This window comes from Myxococcales bacterium, assembly GCA_012513515.1.
Lineage (GTDB): Bacteria > UBA10199 > UBA10199 > 2-02-FULL-44-16 > JAAZCA01 > JAAZCA01.
Map to the genome: position 1 here is coordinate 42,751 of JAAZCA010000006.1, position 15,418 is coordinate 58,168.

General features: G+C 48.8%; 17 protein-coding genes. 13 read left to right on the forward strand and 4 right to left on the reverse strand.

Annotation, left to right across the window (positions count from 1 at the left end; genetic code table 11):
- Nucleotides 1–255 precede the first annotated feature (255 nt).
- From GX659_01450 to GX659_01470, 5 genes are read left to right on the forward strand one after another with little or no spacing between them, the layout of a single operon-like run.
- Entirely contained in the window at nt 256–1,836 is a 1,581-nt protein-coding gene (locus GX659_01450) for a 30S ribosomal protein S1 (protein ID NLD27455.1), read from the forward strand.
- Between the two features lie 27 nt (nt 1,837–1,863).
- Nucleotides 1,864–2,766 (forward strand): signal peptide peptidase SppA, encoded by a 903-nt coding sequence (gene sppA, locus GX659_01455; GenBank protein NLD27456.1) that lies wholly within the window; start codon nt 1,864–1,866, stop codon nt 2,764–2,766.
- A 13-nt stretch (nt 2,767–2,779) separates the two neighbouring features.
- Entirely contained in the window at nt 2,780–3,061 is a 282-nt protein-coding gene (locus GX659_01460) for an integration host factor subunit beta (GenBank protein ID NLD27457.1), read from the forward strand.
- Nucleotides 3,058–3,555: an HIT domain-containing protein gene (locus GX659_01465; GenBank protein ID NLD27458.1), complete on the forward strand. Its 498-nt coding sequence runs from the start codon at nt 3,058–3,060 to the stop codon at nt 3,553–3,555. The genes GX659_01460 and GX659_01465 overlap by 4 nt, the downstream gene beginning before the upstream one ends.
- 9 nt (nt 3,556–3,564) lie before the next feature.
- Nucleotides 3,565–3,918, forward strand: coding sequence for a LapA family protein (locus GX659_01470; protein NLD27459.1), 354 nt, complete (start codon nt 3,565–3,567; stop codon nt 3,916–3,918).
- Here the strand turns inward: GX659_01470 and GX659_01475 are convergent.
- Nucleotides 3,895–4,656, reverse strand: coding sequence for a hypothetical protein (locus GX659_01475; protein NLD27460.1), 762 nt, complete (start codon nt 4,654–4,656; stop codon nt 3,895–3,897). The two genes, GX659_01470 and GX659_01475, sit on opposite strands and share 24 nt — an antisense overlap.
- Nucleotides 4,657–5,137: 481 nt before the next feature.
- On the opposite strand from GX659_01475, the gene GX659_01480 reads away from it, so the two are divergent.
- Nucleotides 5,138–6,277, forward strand: coding sequence for a Fic family protein (locus GX659_01480; GenBank protein NLD27461.1), 1,140 nt, complete (start codon nt 5,138–5,140; stop codon nt 6,275–6,277).
- Between the two features lie 342 nt (nt 6,278–6,619).
- Here the strand turns inward: GX659_01480 and GX659_01485 are convergent, their stop codons facing one another.
- The 3 genes from GX659_01485 to GX659_01495 are packed head-to-tail and all read right to left on the reverse strand — an operon-like array spanning nt 6,620 to nt 8,075.
- Nucleotides 6,620–7,123: a hypothetical protein gene (locus tag GX659_01485; GenBank protein ID NLD27462.1), complete on the reverse strand. Its 504-nt coding sequence runs from the start codon at nt 7,121–7,123 to the stop codon at nt 6,620–6,622.
- 42 nt (nt 7,124–7,165) lie between these two features.
- The gene (locus GX659_01490; GenBank protein NLD27463.1) at nt 7,166–7,657 is read right to left on the reverse strand and encodes a hypothetical protein; all 492 of its coding nucleotides are present in this window, start codon (nt 7,655–7,657) and stop codon (nt 7,166–7,168) included.
- Between the two features lie 10 nt (nt 7,658–7,667).
- Nucleotides 7,668–8,075: a hypothetical protein gene (locus GX659_01495; protein NLD27464.1), complete on the reverse strand. Its 408-nt coding sequence runs from the start codon at nt 8,073–8,075 to the stop codon at nt 7,668–7,670.
- 201 nt (nt 8,076–8,276) lie between these two features.
- On the opposite strand from GX659_01495, the gene mutS reads away from it, so the two are divergent.
- The 7 genes from mutS to GX659_01530 all read left to right on the forward strand — a co-directional run.
- Nucleotides 8,277–10,871: a DNA mismatch repair protein MutS gene (gene mutS, locus GX659_01500; GenBank protein NLD27465.1), complete on the forward strand. Its 2,595-nt coding sequence runs from the start codon at nt 8,277–8,279 to the stop codon at nt 10,869–10,871.
- Between the two features lie 56 nt (nt 10,872–10,927).
- Nucleotides 10,928–11,989, forward strand: coding sequence for a hypothetical protein (locus tag GX659_01505; GenBank protein NLD27466.1), 1,062 nt, complete (start codon nt 10,928–10,930; stop codon nt 11,987–11,989).
- On the forward strand, nt 11,989–12,651 hold the full coding sequence (locus GX659_01510) for an N-acetylmuramoyl-L-alanine amidase (GenBank protein NLD27467.1): 663 nt from the start codon (nt 11,989–11,991) through the stop codon (nt 12,649–12,651). Before GX659_01505 ends, GX659_01510 begins: the two co-directional genes overlap by 1 nt.
- Nucleotides 12,652–13,113: 462 nt before the next feature.
- Entirely contained in the window at nt 13,114–13,350 is a 237-nt protein-coding gene (locus GX659_01515; protein NLD27468.1) for a hypothetical protein, read from the forward strand.
- A 77-nt stretch (nt 13,351–13,427) separates the two neighbouring features.
- Entirely contained in the window at nt 13,428–13,769 is a 342-nt protein-coding gene (locus GX659_01520) for a hypothetical protein (GenBank protein ID NLD27469.1), read from the forward strand.
- A 114-nt stretch (nt 13,770–13,883) separates the two neighbouring features.
- On the forward strand, nt 13,884–14,327 hold the full coding sequence (locus GX659_01525) for a nuclear transport factor 2 family protein (protein ID NLD27470.1): 444 nt from the start codon (nt 13,884–13,886) through the stop codon (nt 14,325–14,327).
- Between the two features lie 22 nt (nt 14,328–14,349).
- A partial coding sequence (locus tag GX659_01530) for an oligopeptide transporter, OPT family (protein ID NLD27471.1) occupies nt 14,350–15,418 on the forward strand: 1,069 nt, incomplete at its 3' end.

Genomic DNA, 15,418 nt, shown 5'->3' on the forward strand with positions numbered 1-15,418 from the left:
ATCCTTGTTTTAAAATTTTCTCGAGCGGTTGTTTCAGGCCGCCTGATCCTATAACTATATGATTTTTAACCATATGGCGAGCATTTTTAGATTCGATAAATTCTTTGATGATCGCTATCTGATTCATTCGCCGTGAAGGTACTGAGAAATAACATAAATCCTTTGACAAAAGATTTTGTGGCATCTATGGTCCCGACCCAATTGAGGTGGACCAAAACACCTTAAAATTCAAAGGGAAAAGGGAGGTTTTACAAGATGAGTGCTGTAAGAATAGAGCCGACGGAGAAGCAGAGAAATACGGAGTTTGCAAGGTTGTTCGAGGAGCGTGCCAAGACGTTAAATTTGAAAGAGGGGGAGATCGTCAAAGGGAAGGTCGTGCGCATCACGCGCGACAACGTGATCGTCGATATCGGTTTTAAGTCCGAGGGCAGAATTCCAATTGAGGAGTTCAAGAACATTCACGGTGAAGTGACGGCGAGCCCGGGGGACGAGGTCTCCGTACTCCTTGAATCCGTTGAAAGCGACAATGGGATGATGGTCCTTTCCAAGGAGAGGGCGGATGCCATGCGCACATGGGACCGCCTGGTCGAGATATGCGATCAGAACGGCGACATAGAGGGGGTTGTCGTCGCCAAGGTGAAAGGCGGTCTTTCGGTCGATATCGGTGTGAAGGCCTTCCTCCCCGGTTCGCAGATAGACCTGAGGCCTGCACGCAACCTCGATAAGTACGTCGGCAACAGCTACAAGTTCAAAATAATCAAACTCAATAAGAGGCGCGGAAACGTCGTCCTCTCAAGAAAAATCATTCTTGAAAAGGAACGTGAATCTATGCGCGAAGCGACCTTAGCCAACTTGGCTGAAGGTCAGGTTTTCGATGGAATCGTGAAAAATGTCACCGAGTATGGCGTGTTCGTCGATCTCGGAGGTATCGACGGACTTCTTCATGTCACCGACATGACTTGGGGGCGCATCAATCACCCTTCCGAGATGTTCTCAGTCGGTGATGACATAAGAGTTGTCGTGTTGAAGTTCGATGCGGAATCCGGAAAGGTCAGCCTTGGTCTGAAACAGCTTCAGCCCGATCCGTGGCAAAATGTTGAAGAGAGATATCCGGTTGGTTCCAGAGTTTCCGGCAAGGTCGTGAGCCTTACCGATTATGGCGCCTTCGTTCAACTTCAGGACGGTGTAGAGGGGCTCATTCACGTTTCCGAGATGAGCTGGACGAAGAAGGTGAAGCACCCCTCCAAGGTTCTCTCCGTAGGCGATGCGGTTGATGCGATAGTCCTAGATGTTGACTTGGAAAATAAGAGGATCTCCCTCGGCCTCAAGCAGATAGAGGCGAATCCTTGGGAAAATCTCGAGGAGAGGTACCCCCTCGGCACAAAGCTGAAGGGGACAGTGAGGAATATCGCCGATTTTGGACTTTTTGTGGATGTCGGCGGGGATATCGATGGGCTGGTTCATATTTCCGACCTTGCATGGGTTCAGAACTTCGCCCATCCCTCTGAAATTTTTAAGAAGGGGGATGAGGTGGAGGTTATCGTTCTCCATATAGATCCAGAGAACGAACGCTTCTCGCTCGGCATGAAACAACTCATGGACGATCCATGGGATACCATCAACAAGACCTACCGTGAGGGCGACACGGTCAAAGGTACCGTCTCCGGTTTTTCGGGCGCGGGGCTCATAGTCGATCTTGGCGATGAGGTTGAAGGCCTCGTTCCTGAGAAACAGTACTCTGCCGATCTGAAGGAGGGGGACGAAGTCAGCGTAACGGTTAGAACGGCTGATCCCCGTGAAAGGCGTTTTGTCCTTTCGATCGATTCCGGCAATTGAATAGACTAGTCTCCTTTGGGAGGGATGATGCGCAGGACTTGGATTATTGCGGCCTTGCTTGGCAGTTCGATCCTTGCAATCGCCTTTCTCGCCGGGGTGTTTATGTATCTCGTCACGGCCGAAGGGGGAGGGAAATCCCTCTTTTCGTCGGATCGTGGAATTGGAATTCTGAAGATAGAAGGCCCGATCCTCTCTTCCGACAGGGCGATAGAGGATATAAAGGAGTTCGGGGAGAATAAGTCGGTTAAGGGAATTCTTCTCAGAGTTGATTCGCCTGGCGGAGCGGTTGCTGCATCGCAGGAGATTTACGAGGCGCTTCTTGATCTTTCACAGAAAAAGCCGGTGGTGGCATCGATGGGAAGCGTTGCGGCGAGCGGGGGGTATTACGTATCTCTTGCGGCTGATGAAATATGGGCTAACCCCGGAACTACCACCGGGTCGATAGGGGTCAGGCTCGAGCACGTGATGATCGGAGATCTTCTGGAGTGGATGAAGATCAAGCATGAGACTCTGAAAAGCGGGGCGCTGAAGGATTTGGTGCCGATGGACAGACCCATCAGCCCAGAGGCAAGAGAGATTCTCGAGAAGATGCTTGCGGAGATCCATGCCCAGTTCAAGGGAGCTGTTGCCGAGCGTAGAAAGCTCGATCTTCCGACGGTGGATAAAATCGCCGATGGAAGAATCTTTACCGGCGCAGCTGCCAAGGATCTCAAGCTCGTCGATGAGATCGGTGGGGTTGCCTCTGCTCTTAAAAGGCTTTCGCTCCTCGCAAAGATAGAAGGGGAACCGGAATTGATTTTTCCACGCAAGCGGGGCCGACTTATCGACCGTATTTTTACAGAGATAAAAAGCAGGATGTCGTCTTTGGCTATTGCAGATTATTGGCAACCGATGGTTATGATGAGAATGGACGGACTGTCCGAACGATGAAAGGGGGCTTCAGTTGAACAAGAGCGATCTTATTGAAACTTTAGTCAGGAAATTACCTAACCTCTCTGGCAGGGATGTGGAGGTCATCGTCAACACGATTTTCGATAGCATGACCGATTCGTTGAAATCCGGCGAGCGTATCGAGATCCGCGGATTCGGAAGTTTCGAAGTCCGCACGAGAAAGCCTCGGATCGGCAGAAATCCCAAGACCGGGATGTCCGTCGATGTGGGTCAAAGAAAGGTTCCTTTCTTCAAGGTTGGCAAGGAGCTTAGGGAAAGGGTCAACAAGGCATGAGCGGAGATATTCTCTGGGCGCCCTGGAGGATGGAGTTCATAAGGGGCGCAAAATCCTCCAAGGATTCATGTATTTTCTGCGAGCTCGCCACATCGGGTGAGATCGATTCCAAAAATCTCGTTTTGCACAGGGCTAAGAGTTCTTATGTCCTGATGAATCGTTATCCTTACAACACCGGTCATCTTTTGGTGATACCATTTAGCCACACCGGCACACTTTCATCCTTGAGTTCAGATGAGCATGCCGAAATAATGCGCCTGACCTCGGCATCGGTAGAGATACTCCAGAAGATTCTTGGAGCTGAGGGTTTCAACTGCGGTTTCAACTTGGGGAGGTCGGCGGGGGCGGGGATCGCAGATCATCTCCACATGCATATTGTCCCCAGGTGGGTCGGGGATTCGAATTTCATGCCTGTAATAGGCGGCACCAGATCGATGCCTGAGTACTTGAAGGAAACCTATTCAGAGCTCGCAGATTCTTTCAAAGCCTTATAGGGGGATTTCATGAAAAAACTTATATTTGCTATTACGATGGCGCTTTTCTTTTTTATCCTTTTGAACTTCATCTATTGCAATCTTGATGAAGCGACTTTCGGCTATGCCCTTGTTATGAAATTCAGGATACCCTACATCTTGAGCGTCCAGTCTGTTCCGATTCCGATAGGTTTCGTTCTGCTCTCCGCATTTTGCTCAGGAATGGTTGTGATAGCGATGATCGAGGCTCTCCCATCCTTTTATAAAACGCTTGAGCTTCGTGCGAAAAACAAGCGCATACGCCAGCTTGAAAGAGAGCTTTCGGTAGTGAGACAGATATCAGAAAAGAAGGATTCGGAATCAGCCCCTAAATCCCTTTCGTGATCTCTTAATCTTTTTTAGTTCCACCTTCGCAGCGCCGGAGTCGTGCTGATGGTCAGCTTTTTTTGCAGCTTGAAGTTTTTCAAATTCCCTGGCCTTTGCTTCAACCTTTGAGGATGGCCTGGATGTGAATGAGGATGCCTGACGATTTTCCTGAATCGACGCTATTTGGCTTTCCAGCTTTTGGACTTCCGCTTCCAGTTCGGAGCCCTTTTGCTCCATCATATTGTCGACCAACAGCTCCAGGTTTCTAAGCGGCGATGGGTTGCCGTCGATGAGGGCCTTTATTCGGAGCTTCGCTTCTTTCTTTATGAGGATGAGCCCATCCGACTGTCTGAAGTCGGCTTTGAGTTTTTTGAAGAAGGTGTCGATATTGTCTATCGAGAGGTTACAGGATGGGATGATCGAGGCGTTTACCAGGTCATCCAGCCCCTCGTCCGTATATTTCCCCTCGTTTATGAGCATCGCGTCGAAGGGGATGTGTATCTCCCCCGTAAAACGATATTTTTCCAAGGAGAGGAATTCATCCTTGCTAAGTATATAGACGTCCTCTTCCTGTTTGTATGGTTCAAAGGCCGATTTCCACGTTGCGATGTCGAATCGGGCGGTGTCAACAAATCCGCTATACCATAGGGTATCAAGGTCTAGCTCTGTGTAATATACGTGCTCCCCATCGGCAGTTTTTTCGAGCTGCTCCCAGAGATATTCCATCACGCCGCCGCCATCTAGAGTCATCGCCATCTTGGTTCTACCTCCGTTCGGGCGGCAATTTTAAAGGCCTAGGGAGGGGCTGTCAAATCAATATAGTAACCTCCGAAAAATCAGCAAATTCAGGGGGGGGTCTCTAAAAGCTATCCACTTGATTCTTCATCTTGATCTTCATCTCCATCTTCATCTTAATCCTGATCTTGATCTTAACCTTAATAACGATATTTTCGAATATAAACTAGTTTTACAAAATGCTGATCAGAGATCAGCGATCAGGATTCGACGATCACTTTTTCTTTTGACGGGGATTCCCGCTTGCCCCGCGTTAGCGGCGGCTTAAAACCGCGGGAATGACGGCGTGATTGTCATCCCTGAATGGTCAATCGTCCATGGTCGAAATTATTGCTGCAGCTAGCTTTTCAGAGGTTACTTAAAGAATAAAACGATAATACGTTGACGGATTATTAGCGAAACGATATAAAAACGCTAATAAGGGGGATTTCTTATTAGCGCTATGTCAAAACAATCATCGGGTCATTTTATTCGTTGCAAGGAAGGGTATCAGGCATTCATTCCAAACCAGCTGCCCCCTGAAATTACTTGGAGCACCAAGCTAACCAAAGCCCTTTCTGATGCAGATAGACTTATAGGAAAACTTGCGGGCGAAGGAAAAAGACTGCCAAACCCTCATCTTTTGATGAGACCTTTCTTAAGGCGTGAAGCTGTTCTTTCCAGCCGTATCGAAGGAACGCAATCGACTCTTGGTGAGCTACTTGCAAAAGAAGCTGGTGCAAACGTTGAAAGAAGTCCTGACGATCTTAGAGAGGTGGGAAATTATGTTACCGCTATCGAGTATGGAATAAAGAGATTAAAGACCCTGCCCCTATCTCTTCGCCTTGTTCGTGAACTTCATGAAAAATTGATGAAAGGTGTTAGAGGAAGAACCGCAACACCCGGAGAATTCAGGCGCAGTCAGAACTGGATAGGAATCCCCGGAAGTACTATATCGAATGCTACTTATATTCCTCCACCTCCAAATAAACTTATGTCATGTCTCGGCGATTGGGAGAAGTTCCTGCATGATAGAACCATCCCTCCTCTTGTTCAGGTTGCAATGATCCATTATCAGTTCGAAGCCATCCATCCGTTTCTTGATGGCAATGGTAGAGTTGGGCGTTTACTAATAACGCTTTTATTGATCGAACGAGATATTTTACCAACACCGCTTCTCTATTTAAGCGCATTCTTTGAAGCCACAAGGCGTGATTATTATGACCTTCTCCTTGATGTGAGCTTAAAGGGTAACTGGGAGAAATGGCTGGAATATTTCTTTAATGGGGTTGCGAGGCAGTCTGAGGACGCTTTGAGCCGTGCAGAAAGAATAAATAAGAAGCTGGATACGTGGAAGGATCAGATAACAGCGAAGACCCTGCTAAAAGTTATCGATATGATCGCGGCCAATCCATTCGTTACGGTCAAAGGCGTTGCGGCCAAGTTAAAGGTTGCCTTTACCACTGCCCAACGAGCGGTTGATAAACTTAAAGACCTCGGCATCTTGAAGCAAATGGATAAAGCCAAGCGCGACCGTGTCTATTGCGCCAAAGATATATTCGATATTCTTGAAGAACCTGCGAAGCTTGATTCTTCATCTTAATCTTCATCTTAATCTTAATCCTGATCTTGATCTTAATCTTAATAAGGATGTTTTCGAATATAAACTAGTCTTACAAAATGCTGATCAAAGATCAGCGATCAGGATTTGACGATCACTTTTTCTTTTGACGGGGATTCCCGCTTGCCCCGCGCGGTAGCGGTGGTTTGCTCCGCGTTAGCGGCGGCCTAAAACCGCGAGAATGACAGCGTGGTCGTCATCCCCGAATGGTCAATCGTACATGGTCGAAGTTATTGTTGCAGCTAGCTTTTCAGATATTCCTTATAAAAAATAAAATAAAAGGGCCGGCTTTTGCCGACCCTGGATTTTTCTCTGGTACGATCCTCATCGTGCGGTCGGAGTTCCTCTTGACCTTTCATTTCTCATTGGGTTCTGTCCCCTATAGTTGCAAAACATGGCACGAAGAGCGGTCTTGCTTATCGCCGACTGCTTGGCCGTGAGTTTTTGCTCCACGATAGCCGCTTCCAGCTCTTTGCCTTTGAGCTCCTGAGCACGAAGCTCGCGCTTTTGCTCCAGCCCTATCTTGAACATGCTCTCCTGCATCGCCAACTTTTTCTCATTATTTTCGAGGGCATTTAGCTGGTCTTCCATGGAGATCTTTTCCATCTCCTTGTTATGGTTGAGGGCGCTTAGCTGCATCTCCTTTTGTATCTCAATTATCTCACCCTGGTAAACATACCCGGCGATTCCCTCGCACATTTGGAAGACTGAGGAGGAGATGCTTGAGATAGCGTTGCCGGCGGTCATAAGGCCTTGTATTGCTGATCCGCCGCCACCACCACCACCACCACCACCACCACCACTATCACCAACGGGAGCAGTGCTCATATGTTCCTCGATTCCCTATGTTAATAAAATGTTAATAAAATGTTAATAAATCCTGCTCGGATAGCCGTAATTCCAGGAACGCCTTGCGCTGAAGGTGTTGGCAACGGAAAGGACTCTTGCCCTTTCGTTTTTGCCATTCTCCTGAACCCTGGCTATGGCAATCCTTGCCGAATTTTCAAGCTTCATCATCCTCTGCTCATGATCTATCTGTGCCTGATGCATATTCTGCTGTGCGTATATGGCTGTTTCCTGGACGTCGAGCTGCCTCATTGCGACATGTTGTTTATAGCTGGCTATGGTGTTAACCGATTCATAGTATGCCTCGGCGACGGCCCTGTTGGCGTCGATCTGCTTCGCTTGAAGGCCATAGTTGAAGCCAGCTGCCATCATATTTCCAATGGAGTCCAATGCCTGCATAGCTGCATTGATCTTAAGGGCTTTGTCTTTTTGCTTGTTATCAGTTAGCTCCATGGTTGTCTGAGTTGGGTTTGATGTATTATTGTAACTGATCTGTTGAGGGATGAATGGTAGCATAATTTCCTCCTTAAGAATTGTTCACTGGTTTGCCTGCTAAATATACCGCTTTTGGCGCCGATGATCCGTCAACTTTCTTGTTTTTGCCCGTTTCCAGCCCCCTCAGCTCTTCACGCTTTTTCGCATTTTCATATTTCATCTGTTTCGTGGAGAGGTAGTCGAGGGCGATAGTCGAGCCCATCTGTGCGCGAAGTTTGGCGGCGCTGCGTTCCTGTGCTGCCTCATTGGCTCGCTTCTGGTATAGGGCGCGGTTGCGGGCATCGACTTGCATCTGCTCCTGCATTTTCTTTTGCTCAGCAGCAGCTTCCTTCGCCTCATATTGACTAGCTATACCAAGTCCAGTGCTTATAATGGTACATGCAGCGCCTATGATCGCAACGACAATTACGCAGCTAATTAATCCTAAAACTCCCAACATAGGAACCTCCACTTCTCTCGTCCTAGTTATCGGTATCCGGTGAATCCATAGTTGCGTATCCCAGAAAATTTTTATCATTATATAGTTTTTTCAGTGCATTATAATAATCTTTTAAAATTAATATGTTATCTCTTTATTCAACTGCTTAGAAAGTTTTCTATCCGCTTGATCATCGGATAAAGGCGTGCTACCCCGTCCAATATGCAGAACAGATCGCAAGGGGGGGCAACCCCGATGCTTCGCCAATATGCTAAAATCAAAAGGGAATATCCCGATGCGATACTCATGTTTCGCCTCGGCGACTTTTATGAAATGTTCTATGAAGACGCTAAGATAGCATCGAAGGTGTTAGATATTACTTTAACTTCTAGGAATAGGAATGACCCCAATCCTGTCCCCCTATGCGGGGTTCCCTTTCATTCCGTCGAGCCGTACATAGCCAAACTCGTCGAAAGTGGAAGGAGGGTGGCAGTCTGTGATCAGGTCGAGGATCCGGCGCTGGCCAAAGGGATAGTAAAGCGCGAAATAACCAGGGTTATCACCCCAGGGGTGGTTCCCGACGGCCTCTCGCTTCCCGCGAAAAGGCATAACTTTTTGATTGCCCTTTCTTTCGGCGCTGCTGAGATAGGCTTTGCTATTGCCGATGCATCGATGGGATTTTTTGAGGCCGGTATTTTTTCGGACAAGGGCTCCCTTTTTGAGGAACTGCTTCGCAGAGAGCCCAAGGAAATTCTCTTTGCCGGAGAGGGAGAGGGTTTTCCGATTATTGAAGAGATTCGTGAAAAGTTCGCCGACATTTTAATATCAGACTCTTCTAAAAATGCCGATGGGCTCTCCCATCTTGAAAAAATTCTTGGCCGGGAGAAGAGGGGGGACTTTCCCCCACCATCACTCGATGCTGCCGCGAACTTGCTCTCTTATGTGAGTCAGATGCAGAAGGGGAGGATTGCGCAGTTTTCCTCTCTAGAGCTTCATAGGCGCGGAGGCGGAATGCGCCTGGACGAGTCCACGATTCGGAACCTGGAATTAGTCGCTTCCATGCGCGATGGTGAAAGGGCCGGATCCCTTCTCGACGTAATAGACAGGACCTCCACTGCCGTTGGCGCCAGAAAACTGCGCGAATGGCTTTTGTACCCCCTCACCGAGGTCGGGAAGATAGAGATGCGCCTTGGAGCAGTTTCTGAAATCATCTCCGGCGGAAGAATTTTGCGGGAGGCCCCTCCCTTTCTTTCTCAGGTGTACGATCTGGAGAGATTGACTGGCAGGATAGGTTCTGGGACAGCCAACGCCAGGGATCTCGTCGCGCTGATGAATTCCCTCAAGGCCGTTTCTTCCCTGAAGTCCATCTTGCAGGATTCTTCAGGATATTTCAGAGATTGTGTAGAAAGGCTCGATCCCTGCGATGAGATATCTTCCAGAATAGAAAATACCATCGCGGAGGATCCCCCCTTTGCCCTCAGGGAGGGCGGAATCATAAGAAAGGGGTGCAACCAGGAACTCGATGAGCTGAGAGATGTCATCGCGCATGGAAAGGATTACATAGCCGGAATTGAAAACTCAGAGAGAGAAAAAACCGGGATACCTTCTTTGAAGATCCGCTTCAACAGGGTCTTCGGGTATTACATTGAGATAACGAATGTTCACCGCGACAAGGTCCCCTTGGATTACATCAGGAAACAGACTCTCACAAATGCCGAGAGGTATATCACTCCCGAATTGAAAGAGTACGAGGGAAAGGTTCTCGGCGCCGAGGAAAAAAGCAAGTCCTTGGAATACTCCATTTTCAGCGAGCTGCGCGAATCCCTGCTTTCGGAGATAGTCAGAATTCAAGAAACGGCTGATGCTGTAGGAACCATCGATGTTCTTATTTCATTTGCTAGGCTGGCCGCGGAGATGAATTACGCCCGCCCAAAGGTTTCTGATTCCAGCATTCTGGAAATAAAGGGTGGGAGGCATCCAGTGGTCGAAGTGCTTTCTTCTGCCGAGCGCTTCGTTCCGAACGATCTCTCCATGGATGGACGCAGCGGAAGATTCATGATGATCACCGGCCCCAATATGGCCGGCAAATCGACCGTGATGCGTCAGACCGCTCTGATAGTTCTTATGGCTCAGATCGGATCCTTCGTGCCGGCGACCTCCGCAGAGATCGGAGTTGTTGACAGAATCTTCACGAGGGTAGGGGCGTCCGACGCGCTTTCCCGGGGACAATCCACCTTTATGGTCGAGATGTCAGAGGCCGCTATGATACTCAAGGAGGCGACCGACAGGAGTCTGATAATCATCGACGAAATCGGAAGGGGGACCTCCACCTTCGATGGATTGGCGATAGCTTGGGCTATTGCGGAAGATATCCACGATAGAATTCGAGCCAGAACGATGTTCGCAACACACTATCATGAGCTGACCGATCTCGCCTCCACCAGAGCGGGGATCAGGAATATGCAGATAGCCATCAAAGAATGGCAGGATGGAATAGTCTTTCTCAGGAAGCTCATGCCGGGCGGGACCTCCAGAAGCTATGGCATCGAGGTGGCGAAGCTGGCAGGACTTTCTTCAGGGTTGATAACTCGTGCCAGCGAGATTCTCAAAAATCTTGAGAGGGGTGAGTTCGATGATCGCGGCATTCCCAGAATAGCCGGTCATTTGGAGGAATATGACTCCGATCAGTCGCAATTCAATCTTTTTACAACTTCTCAAAATTCTGAAATAACCGAGCGACTCGGCACGATTGACACCTCCAGGATAACTCCGATAGAGGCGCTCAACATTCTCCATGAGCTTAAACAGAAAATTTGATCGATGCCGAGAAGTTCCAACTTGATGGCCTTTGGCCACGATGTTATTATCCGCACATGAAATTTAGATTATACGCCGCCTTTTTTGCGCTCCTCTCCGTTTTTATCGCGTCCAATCTCCTTGCTCAGGCGACGGGAGAGGAGGCCTACGCAGAGGCCAAGAGATGCTATGAGTCCGTCAAGTTGAATCCTGAAACCTCGAGTGTTAAAGCGGAATACGAAAGGTGCATAGACAGATTCGAGAAGATGAGCGAGGCATTTCCTTCGGACAAGAGGGCGGCCGACGCGCTTTACAGCGCAGCGAAGTTCAGACAGGAGCTTTATTTCAAGTTTAAAGATAAATCCGATCTCGAACACTCCATAGAGCTCTACAACAAGCTTGTAAGGCAATATCCAAATAGCTCGCTTGCCGATGATTCGCTCTACCAGATAGCCAAAATACGTCACAAGCCGTTGGCTGAAAACGAGAAGGCCATCAAGGCCCTGGAGTTTCAGCTTGAGCAGTATCCGACTGGCGACATGGCGCCAAAGGCAAAAGAACTCCTCTCTTCTATAAAGGAAGCTCCTCCGGCTGCCAGCAAGCCCTCCGCTCTTTCCGGGGGAAGGGGAGAGGTCGCTGCGTCGGTTACAGCCGCTCAGGCCGCTGAGAGAAACAGCGCAAACCATTTCCCTTCCGATGTCGCAGGCCCCTTCGATTTGGCACAGCTTCTTTCGTATGAGGTGGAGGATGTAGGCGATTCCACGAAGATAGAGCTTTTTTTCGATATGCCGGTTCCCTATTCGGTATCGTACATCGAACAGGGAAAAAGGACCGGATCTCCCGCAGAACTCGAACTTGCTCTTTCCTACGCGAAGCCCTCCGCCGATATCGAAAAGAATCTGACGGTGTCATCAAAATATATCGACAGGATAAAACTCAAAAAAAGAGTTCTGGGCAGCGGGTGCGTCGTTTCATTTCGCCTCAAGTTGGGGGCGGCTTATGATATCGTTCCTCGAGGTAAAAATCTGATAGTTACATTTCACGCAGATTCCGGTCCCTCAGTTGGTGTGCCTGAGCCCGATCCTTCAGATGGACCGGAGGCCTCTTTCTCTAAATCTAAAAAAAAAAGTTTCACGTAGTGATTGATCCGGGGCACGGCGGGCACGATCACGGTGCCATTGGACAATTTGGAACCAGCGAAAAGGATGTGGTTCTCTCCATATCGAAGATGCTGGCAAAAGAACTCTCCAGGGATCTCGGCAGGGTTACCCTGACGCGCAGCAAAGACAAATACATCAGCTTGGATGAAAGAGATAAAATAGCGGTGAGGAAGAAGGCCGATCTTTTTATTTCTATACATGCGAATGCGGCCAACGACAGGAAGATGGGCGGGGTTGAGACATACTATCTAAACAACGCGACCGACAAAGCGGCTGAGCGCCTCGCCGAAAGGGAAAACAAGTCCCTCGGAAAGAAAATGAGCGACGTTCAGCAAATTCTATCCACCATGCAGCAGAATTTCGACACGGTGGAATCCAGAAAGCTGGCTCAGCATATTCAAAATTCGCTGGTGAAAAATCTGTCGAAAAAATACAAGGGCATCAAGGATAGAAAGGTGAGATCAGCCCTCTTTTATGTTCTGGTGGGCTCGAAGTGTCCTGCCGTTCTGGTCGAGGCCTCATTTTTGTCCAATCCCATAGAGGAGAAGAGGCTCCGCAGTGAAAGTTATCAGATGGAAGTCGCTTTATCGATTGCCGATGGAGTTAGAAAATACCTGAATTCCGTATCATACGGCACCTAAAGCCCCCCTCCAAATCTGTAGTCACCAGCCATCAGTCGCGGAGCTTTCCGTCGGGTGGAGCAAATTGAGTAACCTCTGAAAAATCAGCAAATTCAGGGGGTCTCTAAAAGCTATACGCTTGATTCTTAATCTTAATCCTAATCTTAATCTTAATAACGATATTTTCGAATATAAGTTAGTCTTACAAAATGCTGATCAAAGATCAGCGATTAGGATTCGAGGATTACTTTTTCTTTTGACGGGGATTCCCGCGTTAGCGGCGGCCTAAAACCGCGGGAATGACGGCGTAATTGTCATCCCCGAGTGGTCAATCGTCCATGGTCGAAGTTATTGTTATCATTGTGAAAAACTTCCTGAAAAACTTCCTCCGTCTGACTTTCCTCCCTCTGACTTCATATCCACACATATTGACAGGGTAATAGAGGTCGTTTAGTTCTGCCATCTCCTTTGATGGGGGGTTTTATGTACCTGTGGCTGATTCTCGGGGCGGTGTTCACAGCGATTCTCTTTGCCGGACTCTTTTATATACATCTGAGCGACAGAAGATATGAGAAGAAGAAAACCTCTGAGGTCTTCAGCCCCGAGCTTAAAGAGGAAATAGAGGCCGAGCGGGAGGGAGCCGCCGCAAGGCGTGAAAAGTTTATGAAGTTTATTGAAGCCGCCAAATCTGCAGAAGATCCTGATAAGACTGTCCAGTAAAACACATCAAGGATAGATTGACTCTTTTTCGATTGGCTGTTACTTACGGGCAAACTGGTATCGGATGGATAGCAGCGATGGCAAAGATCAAGATTTGCAAGGAAGTCAACTGCAAGAACGCCGCAACGACCAAGGCGTACTGCCGCCTTCACTATCTTCGCAATTGGAAACAGATAAAGGAAGAGGAACACAAAAAGGCTGCAAAGCGTTTAAATTCGTATATTTTAAGTGTTTGCAAGAGACATCCCGACAGATATCTCGAGGTGATCAAGGAAAGTCTCCGCTCATCCAGCTTTGATCAGGAGATAAGCCGCATGTTCGATGATGATGATGATGAGGGGTTTGTGCTGGATGAGCCAACCTATGAGGAGGAAATTGAGCGCCTCATAGATGAGCTCAAGATCGAAAAGGGTTTCTGATCCACTTCTCGCTTTTAGCCCAATTTCTATGCCGGTGAAATTTTCTTGCCTTTTTAAGGCTCTGTGTTATCAACCCCCAATCATTTCAAAATGTTACCTTGATGCGGGGCTCATATGGTCGATCGAACTTTTCCTATAAAGGAGCTTATCGACAGATATCTCGACGCGTATAACGCACGGGATATAGATGCTCTCACGACGGCGGTGGCGACTGATGAGACCCTTATTGTCTATGGCACCGACGAAGGTGAAAATTGGCATGGTTGGAAAGCCTTTTCTCGCGTGACTGAAAAACTTTTTCACGCTGTTGAGGAAATTTTCTGGGAGCGTGGCGAACCGAAGGTTTTTTTCTCCACTGATGGAAATATCGCCTGGTTTGCAGAGGAGCTGGTCGGTCGATTCATGGCTCTGGGTGTCGAGCATAGGTCTCCGATCAGGTTCTCCGGCGTCGCCGAGAACAGAGACGGTGAATGGAAGATAGTGCACATTCACAGATCCGTTGCTGTTGAAGGGGTTACGGTTCCTTATCTTGAGTCTCATGGAGTTCGCTTCGACTGATATAACAACAAAGGGGGTCACAATGTCACAGCACGTGCCTTATGTTCCGGAGAGTTCCAACCTGAGGGAGATGTCGCTTCGAGCTATTCTGCTCGGTGTGATAATGGCGGTTATTTTGGGCGCAGCGAACGCCTATTTGGGCCTCAAGGCCGGGGTTACGGTTGCTGCGACCTTTCCTGCTGCGGTTGTCGCGATGACCGTCCTTCGTTTTTTCAAGGGGAGCATTCTCGAAGAAAATATATCAAGGACGACTGCGAGCGTCGGCGAGGCACTCGTGGCCGGTGCCATATTCACCATTCCCGGCTTCGTAATAGCGGGGCTCTGGACCGAATTTGGAACTGCGCTGCATTACCTGGAAACAACCGTGATAATGATCATCGGCGGTGTTCTCGGCGTGCTGTTCGTGACCCTGCTTCGCAGGACGATGGTCGAGGAAGCGAGCCTTCCTTATCCGGAATCCGTGGCTGCCGCTGAAATTCACAAGGCCGGAAGGGCGGGCGGAACGGGTGCGAGGCTGCTCTTCGGTGCGATGGGCATCGGCGGCCTGATCGAGCTTCTTTCCAAGTGTGGGTTTTTTGCGGCGACCTGGGAGAAATTTATTCACTTCAAGAGCACTGCGGTTACCTTTCTTACTAATAGGAATAATATGATCACCGAAGTTCCGGGCGGCGGTGGTTTTATGGCCGGCACTCCTGCTGTGAGCCCCGCCTATCTCGGAGTGGGATACATCATCGGCTCTCGCTTGGCGTCGATAACTTTTGCGGGCGGAGTTCTCGGATGGGGGCTTTTCATACCACTTTTGCTCTATTTTACAGGGCCAAGCCTTGAATCCCTCATAGGTTCGACTCCGGATGGCATTGGCACGTCACCCCTTGGATGGGATGCGCTGGCCTACGGCGTCTGGAAGTTCATGGTTCGTCCAATCGCGGTCGGGGGAATGATAGTTGGCGCAGTGAACACCTTATATAAGATGAGGAAACAGCTTTTCGGTGGAATCGCCCGCTCCTTTTCGGATATCAAAAAGGCGGCTGAGTCCGGAGTGGCGCAGAGCAGGCTGCAGAAAGATCTGAATCTCAAGATGATCCTCGTTA

Bases quoted from the DNA above. Each gene is read 5' to 3' on its own strand.
- GX659_01450 (NLD27455.1), top strand. From the start codon at position 256: ATGAGTGCTGTAAGAATAGAGCCGACGGAGAAGCAGAGAAATACGGAG.
- sppA (NLD27456.1), top strand. From the start codon at position 1,864: ATGCGCAGGACTTGGATTATTGCGGCCTTGCTTGGCAGTTCGATCCTT.
- GX659_01465 (NLD27458.1), top strand. From the start codon at position 3,058: ATGAGCGGAGATATTCTCTGGGCGCCCTGGAGGATGGAGTTCATAAGG.
- GX659_01470 (NLD27459.1), top strand. From the start codon at position 3,565: ATGAAAAAACTTATATTTGCTATTACGATGGCGCTTTTCTTTTTTATC.
- GX659_01475 (NLD27460.1), bottom strand. From the start codon at position 4,656: ATGGCGATGACTCTAGATGGCGGCGGCGTGATGGAATATCTCTGGGAG.
- GX659_01480 (NLD27461.1), top strand. From the start codon at position 5,138: ATGTCAAAACAATCATCGGGTCATTTTATTCGTTGCAAGGAAGGGTAT.
- GX659_01485 (NLD27462.1), bottom strand. From the start codon at position 7,123: ATGAGCACTGCTCCCGTTGGTGATAGTGGTGGTGGTGGTGGTGGTGGT.
- GX659_01490 (NLD27463.1), bottom strand. From the start codon at position 7,657: ATGCTACCATTCATCCCTCAACAGATCAGTTACAATAATACATCAAAC.
- GX659_01495 (NLD27464.1), bottom strand. From the start codon at position 8,075: ATGTTGGGAGTTTTAGGATTAATTAGCTGCGTAATTGTCGTTGCGATC.
- mutS (NLD27465.1), top strand. From the start codon at position 8,277: ATGCAGAACAGATCGCAAGGGGGGGCAACCCCGATGCTTCGCCAATAT.
- GX659_01505 (NLD27466.1), top strand. From the start codon at position 10,928: ATGAAATTTAGATTATACGCCGCCTTTTTTGCGCTCCTCTCCGTTTTT.
- GX659_01515 (NLD27468.1), top strand. From the start codon at position 13,114: ATGTACCTGTGGCTGATTCTCGGGGCGGTGTTCACAGCGATTCTCTTT.
- GX659_01520 (NLD27469.1), top strand. From the start codon at position 13,428: ATGGCAAAGATCAAGATTTGCAAGGAAGTCAACTGCAAGAACGCCGCA.
- GX659_01525 (NLD27470.1), top strand. From the start codon at position 13,884: ATGGTCGATCGAACTTTTCCTATAAAGGAGCTTATCGACAGATATCTC.